At 46.3% G+C, this 18295-nt stretch carries 19 protein-coding genes and 1 tRNA gene; 7 read left to right on the top strand and 13 right to left on the bottom strand.

The window, feature by feature from the left end:
- Window positions 1–136: 136 nt before the first annotated feature.
- The 6 genes from flgE to ATN88_RS11785 form a co-directional block, all read right to left on the bottom strand.
- Window positions 137–1447 (bottom strand): flagellar hook protein FlgE, encoded by a 1311-nt coding sequence (gene flgE / locus ATN88_RS11810; RefSeq protein WP_067415877.1) that lies wholly within the window; start codon window positions 1445–1447, stop codon window positions 137–139.
- Between the two features lie 21 nt (window positions 1448–1468).
- Window positions 1469–2221 (bottom strand): flagellar hook assembly protein FlgD, encoded by a 753-nt coding sequence (flgD, locus tag ATN88_RS11805; protein WP_067415874.1) that lies wholly within the window; start codon window positions 2219–2221, stop codon window positions 1469–1471.
- 18 nt (window positions 2222–2239) lie between these two features.
- Window positions 2240–2656 (bottom strand): flagellar basal body rod protein FlgC, encoded by a 417-nt coding sequence (gene flgC / locus ATN88_RS11800; RefSeq protein WP_067415871.1) that lies wholly within the window; start codon window positions 2654–2656, stop codon window positions 2240–2242.
- Entirely contained in the window at window positions 2656–3054 is a 399-nt protein-coding gene (gene flgB / locus ATN88_RS11795; protein ID WP_067415868.1) for a flagellar basal body rod protein FlgB, read from the bottom strand. The genes flgC and flgB overlap by 1 nt, the downstream gene beginning before the upstream one ends.
- 196 nt (window positions 3055–3250) lie before the next feature.
- Window positions 3251–4078 (bottom strand): CheR family methyltransferase, encoded by an 828-nt coding sequence (locus ATN88_RS11790; RefSeq protein ID WP_067415865.1) that lies wholly within the window; start codon window positions 4076–4078, stop codon window positions 3251–3253.
- Between the two features lie 3 nt (window positions 4079–4081).
- Entirely contained in the window at window positions 4082–5017 is a 936-nt protein-coding gene (locus tag ATN88_RS11785; protein WP_067415862.1) for a chemotaxis protein CheV, read from the bottom strand.
- A gap of 129 nt (window positions 5018–5146) precedes the next feature.
- Here ATN88_RS11785 and flgA point away from each other — a divergent pair, with 129 nt between their 5' ends.
- From flgA to ATN88_RS11770, 3 genes are all read left to right on the top strand, one after another.
- A complete protein-coding gene (flgA, locus tag ATN88_RS11780) occupies window positions 5147–5845 on the top strand; it encodes a flagellar basal body P-ring formation chaperone FlgA (RefSeq protein ID WP_067415859.1) in 699 nt (232 codons plus the stop codon).
- Between the two features lie 86 nt (window positions 5846–5931).
- Window positions 5932–6249 (top strand): flagellar biosynthesis anti-sigma factor FlgM, encoded by a 318-nt coding sequence (flgM, locus tag ATN88_RS11775; protein WP_067415856.1) that lies wholly within the window; start codon window positions 5932–5934, stop codon window positions 6247–6249.
- A 6-nt stretch (window positions 6250–6255) separates the two neighbouring features.
- A complete protein-coding gene (locus ATN88_RS11770; protein WP_067415853.1) occupies window positions 6256–6681 on the top strand; it encodes a flagella synthesis protein FlgN in 426 nt (141 codons plus the stop codon).
- Window positions 6682–6754: 73 nt separating this feature from the next.
- Here ATN88_RS11770 and ATN88_RS11765 read toward each other — a convergent pair whose 3' ends face one another.
- Together ATN88_RS11765 and ATN88_RS11760 are read right to left on the bottom strand one after the other, a co-directional pair.
- A complete protein-coding gene (locus ATN88_RS11765; RefSeq protein WP_067415848.1) occupies window positions 6755–7183 on the bottom strand; it encodes an LPP20 family lipoprotein in 429 nt (142 codons plus the stop codon).
- An 18-nt stretch (window positions 7184–7201) separates the two neighbouring features.
- A complete protein-coding gene (locus ATN88_RS11760; protein ID WP_067415844.1) occupies window positions 7202–7837 on the bottom strand; it encodes a FlgO family outer membrane protein in 636 nt (211 codons plus the stop codon).
- A gap of 208 nt (window positions 7838–8045) precedes the next feature.
- Here ATN88_RS11760 and ATN88_RS11755 point away from each other — a divergent pair, with 208 nt between their 5' ends.
- Window positions 8046–9179: a flagella assembly protein FlgT gene (locus ATN88_RS11755; RefSeq protein WP_067415841.1), complete on the top strand. Its 1134-nt coding sequence runs from the start codon at window positions 8046–8048 to the stop codon at window positions 9177–9179.
- A 72-nt stretch (window positions 9180–9251) separates the two neighbouring features.
- Window positions 9252–9327 (top strand) — tRNA-Arg (locus tag ATN88_RS11750).
- A 147-nt stretch (window positions 9328–9474) separates the two neighbouring features.
- Here ATN88_RS11750 and ATN88_RS11745 read toward each other — a convergent pair.
- Both ATN88_RS11745 and gltX read right to left on the bottom strand, forming a co-directional pair.
- Window positions 9475–10512: a porin gene (locus ATN88_RS11745; RefSeq protein ID WP_067415837.1), complete on the bottom strand. Its 1038-nt coding sequence runs from the start codon at window positions 10510–10512 to the stop codon at window positions 9475–9477.
- A 447-nt stretch (window positions 10513–10959) separates the two neighbouring features.
- Entirely contained in the window at window positions 10960–12381 is a 1422-nt protein-coding gene (gltX, locus tag ATN88_RS11740; RefSeq protein WP_067415834.1) for a glutamate--tRNA ligase, read from the bottom strand.
- Between the two features lie 265 nt (window positions 12382–12646).
- Here gltX and ATN88_RS11735 point away from each other — a divergent pair, with 265 nt between their 5' ends.
- The gene (locus tag ATN88_RS11735; RefSeq protein ID WP_067415828.1) at window positions 12647–12853 is read left to right on the top strand and encodes a hypothetical protein; all 207 of its coding nucleotides are present in this window, start codon (window positions 12647–12649) and stop codon (window positions 12851–12853) included.
- Window positions 12854–12909: 56 nt separating this feature from the next.
- Here ATN88_RS11735 and ATN88_RS11730 read toward each other — a convergent pair whose 3' ends face one another.
- From ATN88_RS11730 to ligA, 3 genes are all read right to left on the bottom strand, one after another.
- Window positions 12910–13662, bottom strand: coding sequence for a YccT family protein (locus ATN88_RS11730; RefSeq protein ID WP_067415823.1), 753 nt, complete (start codon window positions 13660–13662; stop codon window positions 12910–12912).
- Between the two features lie 264 nt (window positions 13663–13926).
- Window positions 13927–14970 carry a porin gene (locus tag ATN88_RS11725; RefSeq protein WP_067415819.1) on the bottom strand — a complete coding sequence of 348 codons (1044 nt, stop codon included), beginning with the start codon at window positions 14968–14970 and terminating at the stop codon, window positions 13927–13929.
- 531 nt (window positions 14971–15501) lie between these two features.
- Window positions 15502–17514, bottom strand: a complete 2013-nt coding sequence (gene ligA / locus ATN88_RS11720) for an NAD-dependent DNA ligase LigA (RefSeq protein WP_067415816.1) — start codon at window positions 17512–17514, stop codon at window positions 15502–15504.
- A gap of 247 nt (window positions 17515–17761) precedes the next feature.
- On the opposite strand from ligA, the gene ATN88_RS11715 reads away from it, so the two are divergent.
- Window positions 17762–18199 (top strand): hypothetical protein, encoded by a 438-nt coding sequence (locus tag ATN88_RS11715; protein WP_232313145.1) that lies wholly within the window; start codon window positions 17762–17764, stop codon window positions 18197–18199.
- The last annotated feature ends 96 nt before the right edge of the window (window positions 18200–18295 follow it).

Here is an 18295-nt window from a genome sequence, read left to right as displayed (position 1 = left end):
AATGCCAATTGGTTAAATTATGATTTTACAGAAGGTTAGTGCGAATTTCGTACAAGTGGGTGAGGGAAATGCATGTCAATTTGGGAAAGGAATTGCCGCCCAATGATTGAGCGGCAATGTCAAAGCGGAAAAGTGTTTATCGGATCTGCAGGATAGTCTGCTGCATCTGATTGCCTACTTCCAAAGAACGTGAGTTCGCTTGGAAGTTACGTTGCGCAGTGATCAAATCCACCAGCTCTTGGGTCATGTCGATGTTTGATTGCTCAATGGTACCGCTTTTCACTTTACCAAATGCACCTTGCATCGCTTCACCCCACACCGCCTCACCGGATTGCTGGGTTACTTTCCACTGGGTGTTACCCGCTTGAGAAAGGCCTTGTTGGTTTGATACGCGAACCATAGCAACACGGCCCAACGCCACGTTTTCACCGTTACTGTAGGTCGCCATGATGGTACCTTTAGGATCGATGTCCACTTTTGCCAGGTAACCTGTCGTTGCGCCATCTTCGGTAAATTTACGCATTTCAAACGGTGATGCGTACTGGGTTGGTTCGTCAAAATCAATGGTCAGGGCTTGCGTGCCGTCTGCACCATTCATTTCAAGGCCAGCACCGTTTGGACCCAACTCAACCGTTGTAATCGGTGCGCCACCATTCACGGCGTTGACTGAACCATCGCTGTTAAATTCAATGGAGTGACCGACTTGGCCTGTTGCACTGGTGAATTCACCTTGCGTCAAGCTCAATGGTTTTTCGCCTGTTGGATCGGTCGCTGAGTAGTAAACCGCCCATTTGTTTGGCGTCACGTTGTCTTTCACGTAGTAGGTTGTCAGCTTGTATGGCTGACCCAGTGAGTCAAAGATAGTGGCAGATGTAGCTTTGTTGTACGTGTCTGGATCTTCAGGGTTGAACAGTGCTGGGTCTTTTTCCGCACCGCCAGCTGGCAGGTTCAAGCCGATTTCAACGTTTTGAGAGGCGCGAGGCTGACCAAACTGATCCGGCACATTCAACGCTTTTGGCTCAAAAGAACCAACTTGAAGCGTTTCAGTGTCAACGTTGTAACCCAACAGGAATTGACCTTCAGAGTTCACAATGTTGTTGTTCTTATCAAGATGGAATGCACCGTTACGTGTTAGCACATTGTCTTGCGTCGCCAGGTTGTCATTCGCAACCGCAAAGTAACCGTTACCACTGATACGCAGATCCAGCGGGTTATTGGTGTAAATACTTGAACCTTCGTGGAACTGTTGAGCAACGATAGACGTTTGAACACCGCTACCTGTGGTGGTTTTCGCGTTCGAGAAAATCGACGCTGAATACACATCACCAAACTCAGCACGCGATTCTTTAAAACCAAAAGTGTTGGCGTTCGCAATGTTGTTACTGGTGGTGTTCATGTCTTTTTGAGCTGCCGCCAAGCCGCTCAATGCGATATTTAATGATGACATTGCTGGAACTCCTTAATCTTTTCAGCTCTGGCTTACATCGCCGATGTTGGCTTTGCCGACTTCAAGCACTTCAGATAGCTTGATTGGCGACGCATATCCCGCGATATTCAACATCACATTGCCGTCACCGTTCCCCAGAAGGACACTGTTTACGTTTGCATACGTCGACAGTTCAAAGTCTTGGGATTTACCGTTTACATTACCGCTCACGTTCATTGAGTAATTGCCTTCCGGCAGAACGTTGCCACTGTCGTCTTTGCCATCCCACTCAATGCGATGGTCACCCGGCGACTTGGCACCGAGATTGAAAGTGCGCAGTAGCTCGCCTCTTTCATTTTGAATTCGTACAACTACGTCGTTTAACGCTTGCGGCAGCTTCACCACGCCAGCGATACCGCCCATGGCTGCTTTAAAGCCTTCGTTGCCTGGCACCAGTACATCTTGACCGACCAGCGATGAGGCTTGGAGTGCTTGGCTTGAGGTCATGGCTGCGTTCAACGAACCAAACTGCTCGTTCATTTTGCCGATGCCATCAACCGTGGCAAACGATGCCATTTGCGCGATCATCTGTTCGTTGTCGACAGGCTTGAACGGATCTTGGTTCGCCAGCTGCTTAGTAAGCAGAGACAGAAAGTCTTCTTGATTCAGATCTTGCTGACCCGTGACTTTCTCGCCCGTGTCACCACGTTCCGCGCGTTGCTTTTCTTGTAACGCTTTGAGCTGGTCCATGTAGCTTCCGCTACTTGCTCCGCCTGCTCCATCTATCGGATTCATAACGCCGCTCTCCTACCTTTACTCGCCCATCTGTAGCGTGCGCATCAGCATTTGCTTGCTGGCTTCCGCAACTTCTACGTTGGTTTGATAGGAACGGGAGGCCGAAATCATGTTAGCCATCTCTTCCATCACGTTAACATTCGGTTTGAAGATATAACCTTCTGCATTCGCCATTGGATGCTCTGGGTTGTATTCCGCGCGAAGAGGCTTTTGGCTTTCGACAATGCCAGCGACACGAACGGGTACACTTGAGCCACTTTGTGACGTTGCTTTATTCAGTTCTGCTGCGAAAACAGGGTGGCGTGCTTTGTACGTTTCTGCCGCAGAGCTGCTGACAGAGTTCGCATTCGCCAAGTTACTGGATGTGGTATTGAGTCTTACTGATTCTGCGCTCATGGCGGAACCTGTAACATTAAAGACGTTAAACAGACTCATCAGTTACCCCCTTTCAAAGCTTTGCTTAAGTTCTTGAACTTAGAGCCAAGGAAATCTAACGATGCCTGATACTCCAGTGCGTTCTGCATAAACAGGTTTCGTTCTACCTGGGCATCAACGGTATTGCCGTCACCGGTATCTGGCTGGTTGGGGATGCGATACATTTTTTGGCCATTCACTTGTGAGGAGGCATCAATGTGCCGCCCGTCAGTTCTGCTAAGGCCAATCTTTGCCCCTGAAGTTGCCGCCTGCAGTGCTCGCTCGAAGTCAACATCCTGGGCTTTATATCCCGGCGTGTTGGCGTTGGCTAAGTTACTCGCCAAGGTCTCAGCGCGCTGAGCACGGACACCGACGGTGTGCTGATGTACGCCCAGAGCTTTGTCGAACGATATCGCCATTTGGCAACCTCCTAAAATTCACTACCCACAAATCTGCAATATAGATGCCAACTTTACTTTCACAGAAGAAAAACCAGTCTAACGTTTTGAAATAATGGTCTTTAGTCCCAACGCAATCGCTGAGGAACGGCTTGTAGGCAAAAAGAAGACATAAAAAAAGCGGCAACTTCTGTGCCGCTTTTTCGGGAAAGGATAACTACTTGAGTTTGTAGATGATGCCAGGGTTACAGCGGATCATCTCGAAGCGGTCAGTCAGGCCAGTTAGCGACTCGGACGCACCCAGCAGCAAGTATCCACCTGGGTTTAGGCTGTTTGCCATCTGGTTTAGCACTTGCGACTTCATCTCAGGTGAGAAGTAAATCAGTACGTTACGACAGAAAATAATGTCGAACTTACCCAGCATGCCATAACTGTCCATCAGGTTTTGCGGCTTAAAGGTGACCATACGTTTCAGCGTATCTTTCACTTTCATTCGGCCGTCACCCGCGTCCTCAAAGAACTGGCGCTTGCGTTCCGGTGACAACCCACGGCTTAAGGCCAAGTTGTCGTACACACCTGCTCGGCAGTTCTCCAGCATGGTCGAGGAAATGTCTGTCCCCGTAATGGAGACATTGCCCAGCATGCCTGGTTTTTTCGCCTGAACTTCCTGAATGGTCATTGCCATGGAATACGGTTCTTGACCTGAAGAGCTGGCCGCAGACCAAATTTTGATCGGGCGTTTTGATTGCGCCAACTCAGGAAGAAGGCGATTTGCCAGCACCTCAAACGGATAACCGTCGCGGAACCACAAGGTTTCGTTTGTCGTCATCGCGTCAATGGCCGCAACAGCCAAGTCCCTGTTGCGGTTAGATAATACAAGCTGAAATAGCTCTGTCATTGATGACAGGCTATATCTGCTTAACAGCGGGCTCAAACGGCTTCTTACGAGATATTGCTTGCTGTCGCCAAGAACGATTCCACACTTCGCTTCCAGATACTTACAAAAGTCGCGATATTCTTGATCTGTTATGGCTATATTTGTCATTGATTAGCTTTCTACGCCCTTAACCGCTTGGATGACTGCTGCGCTCAACTCGTCCGGATCAAATTTCGGAATGAATGCGTCTGCGCCAACGCGCTGAACCATCGCTTCATTGAACACACCACTGAGTGACGAGTGCAATACTACATGAAGATCTTTAAGGTTCGCATCCTTTTTGATTTCAGTCGTTAAGGTGTAGCCATCCATCTCTGGCATTTCAATATCAGAAATCACCAGAGCCAGTCGATCGTAGATGTCGCCTTCTGCTGCCATCTCTTGAAGCTTGTTCAACGCATCGCGTCCATCATGCGCCAGAATCACATCATACCCGATGGTTTCAACCGCACGTTTCACCTGACGGCGCGCAACGCTAGAATCATCCGCGACCAGCACCACATTTGGAGCCGAACCGCCTTCTTCTACTACTGGTTTTTGCGACAGAACTTCTTCACTGATTTCTTCATTAACTGGCGAGATTTCGTTGAGGATTTTCTCTACGTCGAGGATCTCAACAAGTTCACCATCAATCTCAGTCACCGCGGTCAAGTAGTTAGAGCTACCTGTGCCTTCAGGTGGTGGCAGGATCGCTTCCCAGTGCATGTTAACGATACGTTCAACCGAGCCCACCAAGAAACCTTGGGTAGAACGGTTAAATTCAGAAATGATAATGAAGCGATTTTCCGGATCGTTGATCGGTAAACCGCCTGTCGCCAAACTCATATCAATAACAGAAACGGTCTGGCCTCGGATGTGTGCTACCCCTTTCACAAGAGGGTGAAGATTTGGCATTGAGGTCAGCTTTGGACACTGGAGCACTTCCTTTACCTTAAACACGTTGATGCCGTAGCGTTGTCTACGCATCAAACGAAAGGTCAATAGCTCCAGACGGTTCTGGCCGACAAGTTGCGTACGCTGATTGACCGTATCAAGAATCCCAGACATAAGATAAACTCCATATTGCCCTGTTTTTGTTATCGTATTGCAGCAAACATTTGCGCAAGCCGTTATTCTGGCATGCGAATTGAAGGAACACTGCAGCTATATTAACTTTCACTAACCATTCTGTGACTTATGTGTTATCAACGATTAGTTTGCATCATTATCGGCACACTTGTCAGTGGCTTTAGCTCAATTATAGCCGCTGCTCCAGCAAATCAACTCCAAGCAGTAAAAGATGCTGCTGAAAGTTATGTAGAAACGCTGATAACCCCGCCAGAACACGGCCAGCTCGATGTTGAAGCCGGGCATCTTGATTCAAGACTCGTGCTCTCCAATTGCCCGTCTCCACTCGAAACGACGGTTCCCGGTCGCCAATCATTGAATAAAAGCGTCACTGTGATGGTGCGTTGCAAAGACGATAACTGGCAAGTGTATGTGCCGGTGCAAATAAAACTCCTTACACCTGTCATCGTTGCTAAAAGACCGCTCGACCGAGGTATTACGCTGACCCATGCCGATCTGATTATTCAATTGGTCGATGCCCGATTTCAGCGTGGTCAGACATACACAGACGCGGATATCATCGTCGGCTCTCGGATAAAGAGAAACGTGGGTATGGGAGAGCCGGTGCAAGGCAACGATATTTGTATGGTCTGCCGCAATGATGAAGTCATCATTACAGCTTCCGGTACTGGATTGAATATTATTGCAAAAGGTAGTGCATTAAGTGACGGTGCTCTCGGGGAGCAAATTAAGGTTCGCAACAGCAAATCTAACCGTATCGTTGATGCTACAATCACAGCAGTTGGGCACGTAGATGTGAAATTCTAATTTAGTGAAATTTAGTGCTAAAGTTCACATAAGTGCTGCCGATACTGTGAGCAACAGAAGGTTCGGACAGATATTAAGGCTTAGTTATGGCAAGTATCGATCATCTGCGTTCTGGTCAGCCGTTAAATACGAACAGAAGCAACCAAAGCAAGTCACAAGGCACTGCCGTTGAATCAAGCGGTTCAGGCGAAGTGCGCAATCACAAAGGTGATGCGTTTTCTTTAAGTGAGCAAAGCCGAGCAATTGGCGCAATGAATCAACAAATGGCAAGCGAAACCCATTTCGACAGCGCAAAAGTCGCTGCGATCAAAGAAGCGATTGCAAATGGCTCATACCGAGTCGATGCTGATCGCCTGGCGTCTAACATGCTCAAACACGAAGATGAACTTCGTGGGCTCAAGTAATCATTAATGTCGACGCCAACGTTTGAAGAATTGCTTCAAGCTCAGTCCGACAATGTCCTTGAGCTGTTAGAAGTAATGGAAACTGAAACCACAGTGATTGCCGCAAGAAAGGCCACTGACATTGAAGCTTGCGCCAAAAGAAAGCTGGCAACCATTCAACGCATCCAACTTACAGACGCTCAACTGGCAAGATGCAGCGAATTGGCGTCCCCATCAGATGAAGTGAAAGAGCAGATAACCAAAATCAAACAAACGCTCGAGCAATGCCACTCTTTGAATGAAAGCAACGGTGCTGCACTTCAACGCGCGCAACTTAGCATGCATAAGCTTCGTAACCTTTTCCAAGAAGCCGCAGGCAAAAATGAGCTCACCTATGACAGTGATGGGCAAGCATCCGGCAGTCGCACACTGGGCACAAACATCAAAGCCTAAGAAATAACGAACAGAAAAGAAAAGCAGCCAAATGGCTGCTTTTCTTTTTTTAAAGCTTTTGAGTATCGAGAAACTAGAAGATCACTGTGGTGTTTGATGGAACATGATGTGATTCGCCATATTCTTTCATCTTGTTCATCTTGCGAAGGTTCAGCTCCATCTCTGTGACATAGCTGTCACCCACTTTATAGCTGGAAATGACTTCTGCTGCACGAATAATACCGTCGACGGCACCGTGTGTTCTGTCGTTGCCCAAGCTTTGATCGTCCACTTCCGTCAAACCGCTGATGCGAATGCCATACACTTGCTCGGAAAGCTCTTTATAGGCTTCTAGCTTGGATGCTCTCATCGCACGGAACTGCTTCTCTTCCATTGTCTCACCGCGTTGCGCGCTGATAGACGCAGTACCGACCGCTGTAAGCAATTCATCAGAACGGATGGTGGTTAAGGGTTGGCACGCTGTCAGCATCAGCAATAAAGCCGTTGTCAGCCACGTTTTCATGTTTGCTCCGTTCATTTATCAGGGTTTGAGAATAACGGTATCCACCGAGTGCTTGCGCTTGTCGCCTCGAATAATAACGCCGTCTTCAATGCGAACTTTTCGTAGTGTATCAATGTCGCGGCCAATTCTGTCCGCAGGTAAGAAACCTTGCGACGAAGCCACCACAACACGCGAGCGCATGCCTACGATGCGCGCATTCACCAACACACCGCCGCCTTGACGAAGCATGGTGCCCGTCAACACATAATCAATTTGCTGCTCTGGGTGTAGCTCTTTCCAATTGCGGCTCAGGGTAAAATCCCCTTCTGGCGTTACACGAATCGAACCTGTATTCTTAAAGTCAATGACGGTGAAACCTCGGCGCTGCATCTGATAGATCATACCTTCAGTGACAGAGTTACCCAGCCAGTTGGTTTCATCCATTTCTTCTACATCAACAAATGACACCACAGCCATCGGTGTTCTTGCCGTCAAGTAGTTATTGGTTTCGAGTAATTCTTCAGCGAGACCATCAAGAAAGTAATCCAACGTGTGCCGAGGTGTTTGCTGTAACAGAAACTGGCTTCCCGAATACGGCTCTTTACCGTTATAAATCGGATGATAAGCACAGGAAACGGTTACTAGACTCATTAAGATAACTATCCAGTTTTTCATTATTGTCTGGCTCCGAGCTCGTCCATAGTCATTAGGTAAACTGAATAACTTTCACTCACCTGATTTGACCTTTATCTTTCCTAAATTTAGGAACATTATTTGCATCATCGTGGTCATTAACTTGCCGTATTTGCTAACCACGTTGCCACTTTGTATGCGATGTATTTTGGTCTAGCAATTTTTATACCTATTATTGGAAACGGGTCTTATGAGTACAAGATTTCTTACCCCTATCGCGACAGGATTACTGCTGGCTGCCGCATCAGCGCAGGCCGCATGGTACGAGGTGACAGGAACAAGCACCGTTTTGACAAATTCTGGGCAGGCGCGAGAAAGAGCACTCGAGGACGCAGTTTATCAGGCCCTGAAATACTCAGGTGCCGATATTGCCGGGCTGGCAAACATTCGTCCTTATTTCAAAGAGTCCCGAAGCGACTACCAGTTCAGCGGCAATGAAATCAGACATATCCAAGTTATCGACACTAAAGAGAGAGGGGGCGTCATTAAATTGACTGCCCGCATCGACATTTACCCATCGGCAAATGCTTGCCACAAGAACCAATACAAGAAAGGGCTACTCATGAGCCGCTTCGACATTGTTTCGCCACAACACGCTGCCCTTGGCGGAATATTCCAGTTTGGCGATGACTTTACGGTTTTGCTTCAGCGCCAATTTGAAACCCAAGCGCAAAGCTTTGTCGCTCAGGGGATCACTCCACATCATGTCTCCCCTTCCTCACCGGAAGTGGCTAGCATGATCGCAGAAGACACTGGCTCTCAGTTTATTTTGGTGGGCTCAATTACTGATATGAGTGCAACAATCGATCAAAAACGATTCAGAAATGATGAAACGAACAGGCAATTAGCGTTATCAATAGATGTAATTGACGGAAAGTCCGGGGAAGTGATTTACCAAAACAACTATCGCGACATTGCGGCGTGGCCTTTTGAACGTCACAGCCAAGTTGATACTAAAACCGCACGATTTTGGACGTCTCCTTACGGGGAAATGGCGCAGCGTGTCAGCCGAAACATCCTTTTGGATTTAGAAAGTAATTTGTCTTGCCGCGCCACAACGCCAGAGATTGTTGCCATTAATGACCAGAAAGGACAAATCAACGCGGGGCGTATCCACGGTGTGAAATACGGTGATGAACTGTCTCTTTGGCACAACGCATCATTTACCGATCAGTTTGGTGTACAACGCACTCAACTGAAAAAAAGTGAAATGATCTTGACCGTTAGCCGTGTTTACGAAAAATCTGCAGAGTTTACTGTTGCACCGGTTGAACTGAGCTCAAGTATTCAGATTGGTGATTTAACCACCAAAGGAACACAATAAGCGGACTTTACACTTAACCTATTCTAATCATTCGGTATACTAAGCACATCGGTGTCATCCTCGGCACCATGTGCTCCTATAGCTCAACAGGATAGAGCAGTCGCCTCCTAAGCGACCGATCGGGGTTCGAGTCCCTGTGGGAGCGCCATCTTCTTTCTAAACTACTTTATTAGCTGAATAACTCTCTTTAATTCATTTTCTGATTGACCATCCCTCGGTGCTTTAATTTTCAAAACTGCAAAAAGAAAAACGGGCCACAAGGGCCCGTTTGATGTTTAGGACAACGTTTGGTCGATTACCAGTAGTATTCCAGACCGATCAGAACGTTTGTTGCATCTGTTGATTTGTCAGCACCGTAGTAGTCGTAAGAACGTACGTCGGTGTAGATGATTGCGCTTGGCAGCAAGTAACCTACGCGAGCAGTGATTGCTGTAGAACCGTCATCATTTGCCAGTTTAGAGTCTGTAGTTGCAGCGTAACCAGCTTTCAGCATCCAAGTACCGTCGATGATGTACTGAGCTGTTGCAGAGAATGCGTCTTGGTCATTGTTGTTCAGACCATTTTCCATGCTCTTCCAACCAGCAGTCAGCGTGATGTCACCCATAGTCAGGCTACCACCAACGATGATGTAAGAGTTGTCGCCAGCTTTCACATTGTCAGAGTTAGTGTAACCACCTTGGTCGTAGTAACCAGCGTGCAGGCTCAAACCATTGTAGGTGTAAGAACCCGCAACACTCATTACAAGTGCGTCACGAGTGTCGCCCATGCCACTCAGAGTAGCTTGGAAGTTAAAACCGCCAAAAGTTGCAGAGTCAAAACGGAAGTTGTTGTTTGCACGGTCTTCAAATGCAACGCGCGTTGCTTCATATTTGCCATCAGCGTCTACGCCAACACCACCAAGTGTGTTGTGACCATCAAAAACGTTACCCAGACCTGGGTTTGAGTGTGGCCAGTCAACGTAGTTGTATGAAGCTACCAGCTGACGACCAAACTTGAAGCTACCAACGCCTTCAAAGTCCAGACCTACGAAAGTATCACGCATACCGAATGAACCGTAATCGGTAGCGTTCGCATCACCACTTTCGATTTGCCAAATGAAGTTAGGAGCAAAGTTGTCGAATTCTACTGTGCCACGGAAACCTACACGTGATTCGATAACTGCTTGAGCTGCACCTTCACCTTCTTCTGGGTTAGTGATGTGTGCAAAACCAGCTGCTTGACCGTAAAGATTTACTGCGTCGCCAGCCAAAGAAATAGCTGCATTTGCTGAACCAGATACTGCAGCCATTGCTACAGCCATGCCTAAAAGCGTACGTTTGAAAGTTTTGTCCATGGAAAACTCCTTAAATATGTAATTCCCGGCGAAGAGTTTCGTTTGCTTCAAGTTGGCCGCCGAAAGCAAACGACACCGGTGTTTTATTGATTTGATTTATCAACGACGAGCAGCTTAATTCGTCTCGATAAAAAAAAAATCCATATCTGAATGAAGTTTGAATTGGTTCAAAATTAAAATATAAAAGATTATTAACCCATAAAAATCATACACTTAAAATCTTTTAAATATCTAAAAAACATGCAAAATTCAGAAAAACCAAATTCAACGTGAACAAAATCACTTAATTAGCACTTAATGAAAAACACAAAGACTAAGCACTTATGATTTCGGGACCAGGAAAGTGAACCCAGTCGCATTATGTTATTGATTTAGTTTTCAATTAGTAAAAATTAGGTAGAAAAAAGCCCCGAACAATGTCGGGGCTTGATCACAGATTAACGGTGGTTATTGAGCAGCACGCTGGTTAATGTATTCAAGAGCTAAGTCGATTCGCTTGATTACACGATCTTTACCAACCAATTGCATCACGGCATCAACTGATGGTGACTGACCTTGACCTGTAACAGCAACACGCAGCGGCATACCGACCTTACCCATGCCCAGCTCCAACTCAGAACATACATCAGCAATCACAGTGTGAAGGTTTTCAGTCGTCCAAGTATCTAGAGCTTCAACTTTCGCTTTAGCCAGCTCCAGTGCCTCTTTAGCTACAGGGCGAAGATGTTTCTTCGCGGCACCCGCTTCAAACTCTTCAAAATCTTGGTAGAAGTATCGGCTTTGCTCAGCAAGTTCAACCAGTGTATTGCAACGCTCACCAACTAATTGAATAACATCAGTCAACGCTGGACCATTTTCCACAGAGATCTCTTTCGCATCCATATGCCATTGCAAGTATTTAGCAACATACTCTGGCTCAGATGACTTAATGTAGTGGTTGTTCAACCAAAGCAACTTATCGGTGTTGAACGCTGATGCAGACTTCGAAATTGATTCCAAACGGAAGAGCTCAATCATTTCTTCCATTGAGAAGATTTCTTGGTCACCATGAGACCAACCCAAACGCACCAAGTAATTCAGCAATGCTTGTGGCAGATAGCCTTCGTCGCGGTATTGCATAACGCTAACTGCGCCATGGCGTTTCGACAGTTTTGCACCGTCATCACCCAGAATCATTGAGCAGTGTGCAAACTCAGGGATTTTTGCATTCAACGCTTTGTAGATATTGATTTGACGAGGCGTATTGTTGATATGGTCTTCACCACGCACAACCTGTGTAATGCCCATATCGATATCGTCAATAACTACACAGAAGTTATAGGTAGGACTGCCGTCTGTACGACGGATAATCAGATCATCCAATTCGCTGTTTGAGAACTCGATACGACCGCGCACATAGTCTTCAAAAACAACTGAACCTTCTTTCGGGTTACGAAAACGGATACAGAAAGGCGCATCATCAGCAACATTGCTGTTTGCCTCAATAATGCGAGGGTGGTTTGCGTCATAACGAGGTTTAAGACCTGCAGCCATTTGCTCTTCACGAATTTCGTCAAGCAACTCTTTCGGCGCATAGCATTTATAAGCTTTGTCTTCAGCCATCAATTGATCGACAACTTCGTTATAACGATCAAAACGCTTGGTCTGATAGTAAGGACCTTCATCCCAATCCAAACCTAGCCATTCCATACCCTCGATAATTGCGTCAATAGCTTCTTGGGTAGAACGTTCTAAGTCAGTGTCTTCAATACGAAGTACAAACTCACCGCCAGTGTGTTTAGCGTAAAGCCAAGAATATAGTGCAGTACGCGCACCACCTACATGCAAGAAGCCTGTTGGGCTTGGTGCAAAACGTGTTTTAACTGTCATGTTAATCCTATAACGTTCAGCAAAGTTCTAAGGACACGGATTGAATTCCGAGAAAGCCGCTATTGTAAGCGTTGATGAGGCGTTGAACAATCACTGGATATAATTAGAAAACGCCATGGCGAAAAGGGACATATCGTTGTAAACAAACATGAAAAGTCTCACAAATAAGATCTCGATCTTATTTTTCATCGAAAAATGTAAAACAGTCCTAACATAACTGTGAAACACATAACAAATAGTTAGGCAATTAGTTAGGAGAGTTACGATGAAGAAGATTTTTACTTTAGTAGCAGCACTTGGTTTCGCATTTTCGATGAGCTTCACCACCCAAGCAAATGATTCGGGCTGGGCAACTCAAACAGGACCACTCGTAATGTGTGATTTACCAGATGGCTCGACCGATTACCTTCCAACTTTGATTTGCACCAACAACGGCGGCAGCTTTGACCCAAACGTTGGCCAACAGTGGTAACAGAAAAAGGGCTTCATATGAAGCCCTTTCCTCTAATCTTTACGCTCGGTCAACTATCATGACCCTACGTTTTCAACCGCCCATCTAAGAAACTGCTGTTGTTCTTCCACATCAAGTCTTAAGAAATCAGCTTGCATCAATATCATTGAATGACCTGGGTTTGACTGAACACTTTTCTGTGCTGCAGCAGCCTTTGTTGTATTAACTTTTGGTGTAGTCGCTTCTTCTGGAGCCAGCACCGTAGCAGCTACTGCAGCAGGCACTGGAACAGAAGAATTATTGGTCGGGATGTCTAATTCTGCAGGACCACTTTGAAGTTCTTCTGCTTTCTGGAACTTCAATCCGTATTTTTTGTTGAACAAATTTATCTCTTTTTGATGGTCACGCATCAAACCTGGACCTTTCGGCAAAAGCGTCTGATTGGCTTGCGTTTCGTTACCCTTGCTATCTACAAGCTTGAAGGAAGGCGATTTTTTAAAATTTCCAATATCTCTTTCCGAGAAAATTCTTTTGGTAGGGAGTACTTCCAACTCCGTATCACTAACATTAAATGTTAGGACCAGAGGGTCTGACTTAAACTTGTCCCAATCTGTGCTTGTTGATTGGACCAACTTAGATACACGGACTACCAACTGGTTAACGCCATCAGGCAGTGTAAATTTCGTTTTAGTCGTCACTGACAGTGGTAACTCCTCACCATTTACAACTAAAGCTTCAACATCTTTGTGTAATTTAACAACAACCTCTGCTTGTGAAACTACGGGTAAGAATCCCATTAAAATAATCAGTGAGTAGAAAAAACGTCGCATACAGCCCTCCATGAAAAAGAAAAAGTGCCCAGAGACACCTGCCCCGATGTTACTACAACTGCTGCAAAACATATAAGTCACATACTTAGTCAAAGAAGACCTTCATCACATCGTAAGATTAATTTTCACGTTTAAATGATGCCATTTGTGTTTGGAACAACGAACATGACTAACTGGGAGACTATTTTCCTGTCTGTTTTGTATACTTAAAACACGAAAAAGCGGACCATCTAGGTCCGCCCGTAGCGAAAATATTTCGCTTTATTAGAAGTAGTATTCCATACCGATAAGGATATTTGTTCCATCAACGGTGGTACCTACTTGCTCAGCACTACCGTAGTAGTCGTAAGAGCGAACGTCAGTGTAGATAATCGCGCTTGGCAGCAAGTAACCAACACGGCCAGTGATTGCTGTTGAACCGTCGTTATCACCCAGTTTTGAGTCAGTGGTCGCAGCATAACCAGCTTTCAGCATCCAAGTACCATCAATAACGTATTGAGCTGTTGCAGAGAATGCATCTTGATCATTGTTGGTAAGACCATTTTCCATGCTCTTCCAACCTGCTGTCAGTGTGATGTCACCCAGAGCCAGACTACCACCTACAATAATGTAAGAGTTGTCGCCTGCTGGTGCATTATCAGCTGTGTAACGAGCTTGGTTGTAGTAACCAGCATGAAGATTCAGTGCACCATTTGTGTATGATGTAGCCACACTTGAAACCAGCGCATCGCGAGTGCTACCCATACCGCTCAAGGTAGCTTGGAAGTTGATACCACCAAATGTTGCTGAATCGAAGCGGAAAACGTTGTTTGCACGATCTTCAAAAGCAACTCGAGCAACTTCTTGATCACCATCAGAGTTTACAGACCAACCGCCTAAAGTGTTATGGCCATCAAAAACGTTACCAAGACCTGGGTTTGAGTGAGGCCAGTCAACATAGTTGTATGAAGCAACAAGCTGGCGACCGTACTTAAAGCTACCTACACCGTCAAAATCAAGACCGATAAAGGTATCACGCTGACCTAAGCTACCACCGTCGCTACCAGCATTACCGCCTTCCATTTGCCAGATTAGATCTGGTGAGAAGTTATCAAACTCTACACGACCGCGGAAACCAATACGTGATTCCATTACAACTTCTGCCACACCTTCACCTACTTCAGGGTTTGTGATGTGAGCAAAACCAGCAGCTTGTCCGTAAAGAACTACATTTTGACCGACTAGTTCGATTGCTGCATTTGCGCTACCTGAAACAGCTGCAAAAGCTACAGCAGCACCCAATACTGAACGTTTAAACATTTTTTCCATGGAAAATAACTCCTAAAAGGGATTTTTCAGAATGTTCGTACACCGCTTTAAAGGTTGGCCGCCGAAAGCAATGTCCGATGATTCGAAACTCCAAAACAATTTAGACTTCATTGCTTTAGATTTTTTGATAACCGATTGAACTCTCCCTCAATCGATATGTCCCAGCCTACTTCCACACAAAAAAACATCAACGAGAAATTTATTTGTTGTTAAAAAAATATGACTCGACGCAAAGTTCCATCCCTGTTCGTGATCATGATCTCGTATTTATATTTTTATATAAAATAAAAATATAAATAGATGAAATTCATGCACTTAAATTCATTTCACTTTTAAGAAATCGTCACTTAAATCACTATTGAGATCATGCTCACAACCACTTACTTCTCCAGCAATCTATCGAAACAGCCTATTTTTGATGGCTAATTTTTACTCGAAAAATATTAGATCTGCCTCGCAAGCATGTATTTCAGGCAATAAAAAACGCTGGCTAACCGCCAGCGCTTTATTGTTTACAGCTCGATGAAATCACTATCGATTTAGAAGAGCAAGCATTCCGTCTTCATCCAATATTTCGATACCCAATTGTTGTGCTTTCGCCAGTTTTGAACCAGCCGCTTCACCCGCGATCAATAAATCCGTTTTAGCCGATACACTACCCGTCACTTTCGCGCCTAATGCTTGCAGTGCTGCTTTCGCATCGTTTCTTGCCATTTGAGAGAGTGTACCTGTCAGCACAACGGTTTTGCCAGCCAGCGGTTGAGGCTCGTTTTCATCACGCTGTTCAATCGCTGCCCAATGAACCCCGCCAGCTAACAGAGCGTCAATCACTTCAATGTTGTGCGCTTCACTAAAGAACGATGCAACGTGCTTGGCAACGATAACACCAACATCTTGCACTTCAATCAGCTGCTCTTCTGTCGCTTCGCGAATGGCTTCAAAGGTAAAGAAGTGGTTTGCAAGGTTTGCCGCCGTCGCTTCACCCACTTCGCGGATACCTAGTGAGTAAATAAAGCGTGGCAAGGTCGTTTCTTTAGCTTTTGCCAATGCATCTACTAAGTTCTGTGCAGATTTAGGTCCCATGCGATCAAGCATGGTGACTTGGCCAGCGGTAAGCTTGAACAAATCTACCGGTGTTTGAATCAACTCTTTATCAATCAATTGTTCGACAATTTTATCGCCCAAACCGTCGATATCCAATGCTTTGCGTGATGAGAAATGCTTAATCGCTTCTTTACGCTGCGCGCGACAGATAAGGCCGCCGGAACAACGTGCAACAGCTTCACCTTCAATTCGCTCCACATGCGACTGACAAACCGGGCACTCGGCAGGGAACACAACATCCTTAGCATCATCAGGACGACGGCTTTCAACCACACTCACAATTTGTGGGATCACATCACCGGCACGACGAATAATGACAGTGTCGCCAATTTTCACGCCAAGGCGCGCAATTTCATCCGCGTTGTGCAAGGTCGCGTTCGACACTGTCACGCCGCCTACGAAGACTGGCTCTAACTTGGCAACAGGGGTAATCGCACCTGTGCGCCCTACTTGAAACTCCACATCGTGAAGAACCGTGATCTCTTCTTGCGCAGGGAATTTATACGCGATAGCCCAGCGCGGTGCGCGTGCGACAAAGCCAAGGCGTTCTTGGGTTGCAATCGCATCCACCTTAATCACAACGCCGTCAATTTCGTAAGGCAGTTCATTTCTGCGGGTCATGATGTCTTGGTAATAGGCCATGACATTGTTCAACCCTTCGACCTTTTTCACTTCTGGGCTAAGTGGAATACCCCACGCCTTTAACTGTTCCAAACGGCCAATGTGTGAATCACCAAACACCTCAGACATCACACCCACTGAGTAAGCATAAAAGCGCAAAGGGCGGGTGGCGGTAATTTTAGGATCGAGTTGGCGAAGGCTGCCTGCCGCCGCGTTACGCGGGTTAGCGAACGTCTTTTCACCTTTTTTTAGGTTTTTCTCGTTCAGCTTATCGAAGCCATCTTTCGGCATGAACACTTCGCCACGCACTTCCAAACGCGCTGGCCAACCTGAGCCTTGAAGCTGAAGTGGCACATTACGAATGGTGCGCGCATTATGGGTAATGTTTTCCCCCGTCGCACCATCACCACGGGTTGCTGCTTGAACAAGAATGCCGTTTTCATACATCAAGCTTACCGCCAGACCGTCCAGCTTTGGCTCGCAGCTGTAGGTAAAATCAACCGCAGCTCCTAATCTGTCTTGCATTCGCTTTTCAAACGCGGCCAATTCAGTGTCATCAAAGGCATTGTCAAGCGACAGCATTGGAATTTCATGACGGACTTGCTCAAACGCGCCCAACGGTTGACCACCGACGCGTTGGCTTGGTGAGTCCGCAGTAATCAGCTCAGGATGCGCAGCCTCAATCGCCAGCAACTCTTGCATCATCCTGTCGTATTCAGCATCAGGTAGTTCTGGCTTGTCCTCTACATAGTAAAGGTGCCCGTGGTAGTTCAGCTGCGCTTTTAGCGACTGCAGTGTTTGTTGAATGTCCGTGGTCATCAATGCTGCCTAATTCGTCTTCACCATTGCAAAGGTACAAATGGTTGATGGTAAGAATGGTCCCGTATTATATACCCAAACAATTGCAAGATGCTTGGATTCGAGGGGCACGAATACACTCACATCGCCATTCTCATTCAGTGAGGATTTACCCTACCTTGACCAAACAGTACTTGTTGAAAAGGATCGCGAGCAGTAAGATGTCGAGCCAATTTTGAGGTGTAGCGTTCTGATGCAGACAAAAGAAATGAGTAGAACAGGTGTGATGGGCGTAATGCTCAGCATCCTGCTCGTCTTTTTGTCCGCGTTTGCGCCAGTTTCTGGCTACAGTCAGCCGCTCCACTCCACAAGCGTTACTCACCTTACCCAAGCCAATGACGCAGATACATCGGAAAACTCGGTTTCCGATGCCCAAAGCGCGCCAGTCAAATCACTGGCACCAAGCCTGTCTTCCATTGTTCGAGCTGGCTCGTACATGCCTGAGCATGCCAACGGTGCCGAGCCCGAATTTGAACTTGTTACCGAGCTAAAAACCCACAGTTCGCGAAACCCTTACCTTCATGTTCAAATCCTTTTCAGTCACTGGCAGGACTGGACATTAAGGCCCCCTTCTACCTCGCACCGTTTATCGGGCTGGAAGGATTCCAATCTTCTCTATCGGTTTATCAGCCAATCTCAAGCGTAGCGTCGGACTTTGCCGCTTTCGGCACTTTCTAAATTCTCGCATCTAAACAGTAGTTTGACTGTAAAGATGTGATTTCGATGCTATTGCCCATCCATG

Origin of the sequence: Enterovibrio coralii, assembly GCF_001559595.1 — a bacterium.
Lineage (GTDB): Bacteria > Pseudomonadota > Gammaproteobacteria > Enterobacterales > Vibrionaceae > Enterovibrio > Enterovibrio coralii.
The sequence above is the reverse complement of the archived record's forward strand: the minus strand, read 5'-3'. Positions and strand labels throughout refer to the sequence as shown.

Excerpts from the sequence above, each read along its gene's own strand:
- ATN88_RS11755 (WP_067415841.1), top strand. The coding sequence starts at position 8,046 with ATGAGTACAAGATTTCTTACCCCTATCGCGACAGGATTACTGCTGGCT.
- ATN88_RS11715 (WP_232313145.1), top strand. The coding sequence starts at position 17,762 with ATGAGTAGAACAGGTGTGATGGGCGTAATGCTCAGCATCCTGCTCGTC.
- flgM (WP_067415856.1), top strand. The coding sequence starts at position 5,932 with ATGGCAAGTATCGATCATCTGCGTTCTGGTCAGCCGTTAAATACGAAC.
- ATN88_RS11770 (WP_067415853.1), top strand. The coding sequence starts at position 6,256 with ATGTCGACGCCAACGTTTGAAGAATTGCTTCAAGCTCAGTCCGACAAT.
- flgC (WP_067415871.1), bottom strand. The coding sequence starts at position 2,656 with ATGAGTCTGTTTAACGTCTTTAATGTTACAGGTTCCGCCATGAGCGCA.
- ATN88_RS11760 (WP_067415844.1), bottom strand. The coding sequence starts at position 7,837 with ATGAAAAACTGGATAGTTATCTTAATGAGTCTAGTAACCGTTTCCTGT.
- flgB (WP_067415868.1), bottom strand. The coding sequence starts at position 3,054 with ATGGCGATATCGTTCGACAAAGCTCTGGGCGTACATCAGCACACCGTC.
- flgA (WP_067415859.1), top strand. The coding sequence starts at position 5,147 with ATGTGTTATCAACGATTAGTTTGCATCATTATCGGCACACTTGTCAGT.
- ATN88_RS11730 (WP_067415823.1), bottom strand. The coding sequence starts at position 13,662 with ATGCGACGTTTTTTCTACTCACTGATTATTTTAATGGGATTCTTACCC.
- ATN88_RS11765 (WP_067415848.1), bottom strand. The coding sequence starts at position 7,183 with ATGAAAACGTGGCTGACAACGGCTTTATTGCTGATGCTGACAGCGTGC.
- gltX (WP_067415834.1), bottom strand. The coding sequence starts at position 12,381 with ATGACAGTTAAAACACGTTTTGCACCAAGCCCAACAGGCTTCTTGCAT.
- ATN88_RS11790 (WP_067415865.1), bottom strand. The coding sequence starts at position 4,078 with ATGACAAATATAGCCATAACAGATCAAGAATATCGCGACTTTTGTAAG.
- flgE (WP_067415877.1), bottom strand. The coding sequence starts at position 1,447 with ATGTCATCATTAAATATCGCATTGAGCGGCTTGGCGGCAGCTCAAAAA.
- flgD (WP_067415874.1), bottom strand. The coding sequence starts at position 2,221 with ATGAATCCGATAGATGGAGCAGGCGGAGCAAGTAGCGGAAGCTACATG.
- ATN88_RS11735 (WP_067415828.1), top strand. The coding sequence starts at position 12,647 with ATGAAGAAGATTTTTACTTTAGTAGCAGCACTTGGTTTCGCATTTTCG.
- ligA (WP_067415816.1), bottom strand. The coding sequence starts at position 17,514 with ATGACCACGGACATTCAACAAACACTGCAGTCGCTAAAAGCGCAGCTG.
- ATN88_RS11785 (WP_067415862.1), bottom strand. The coding sequence starts at position 5,017 with ATGTCTGGGATTCTTGATACGGTCAATCAGCGTACGCAACTTGTCGGC.
- ATN88_RS11745 (WP_067415837.1), bottom strand. The coding sequence starts at position 10,512 with ATGGACAAAACTTTCAAACGTACGCTTTTAGGCATGGCTGTAGCAATG.
- ATN88_RS11725 (WP_067415819.1), bottom strand. The coding sequence starts at position 14,970 with ATGGAAAAAATGTTTAAACGTTCAGTATTGGGTGCTGCTGTAGCTTTT.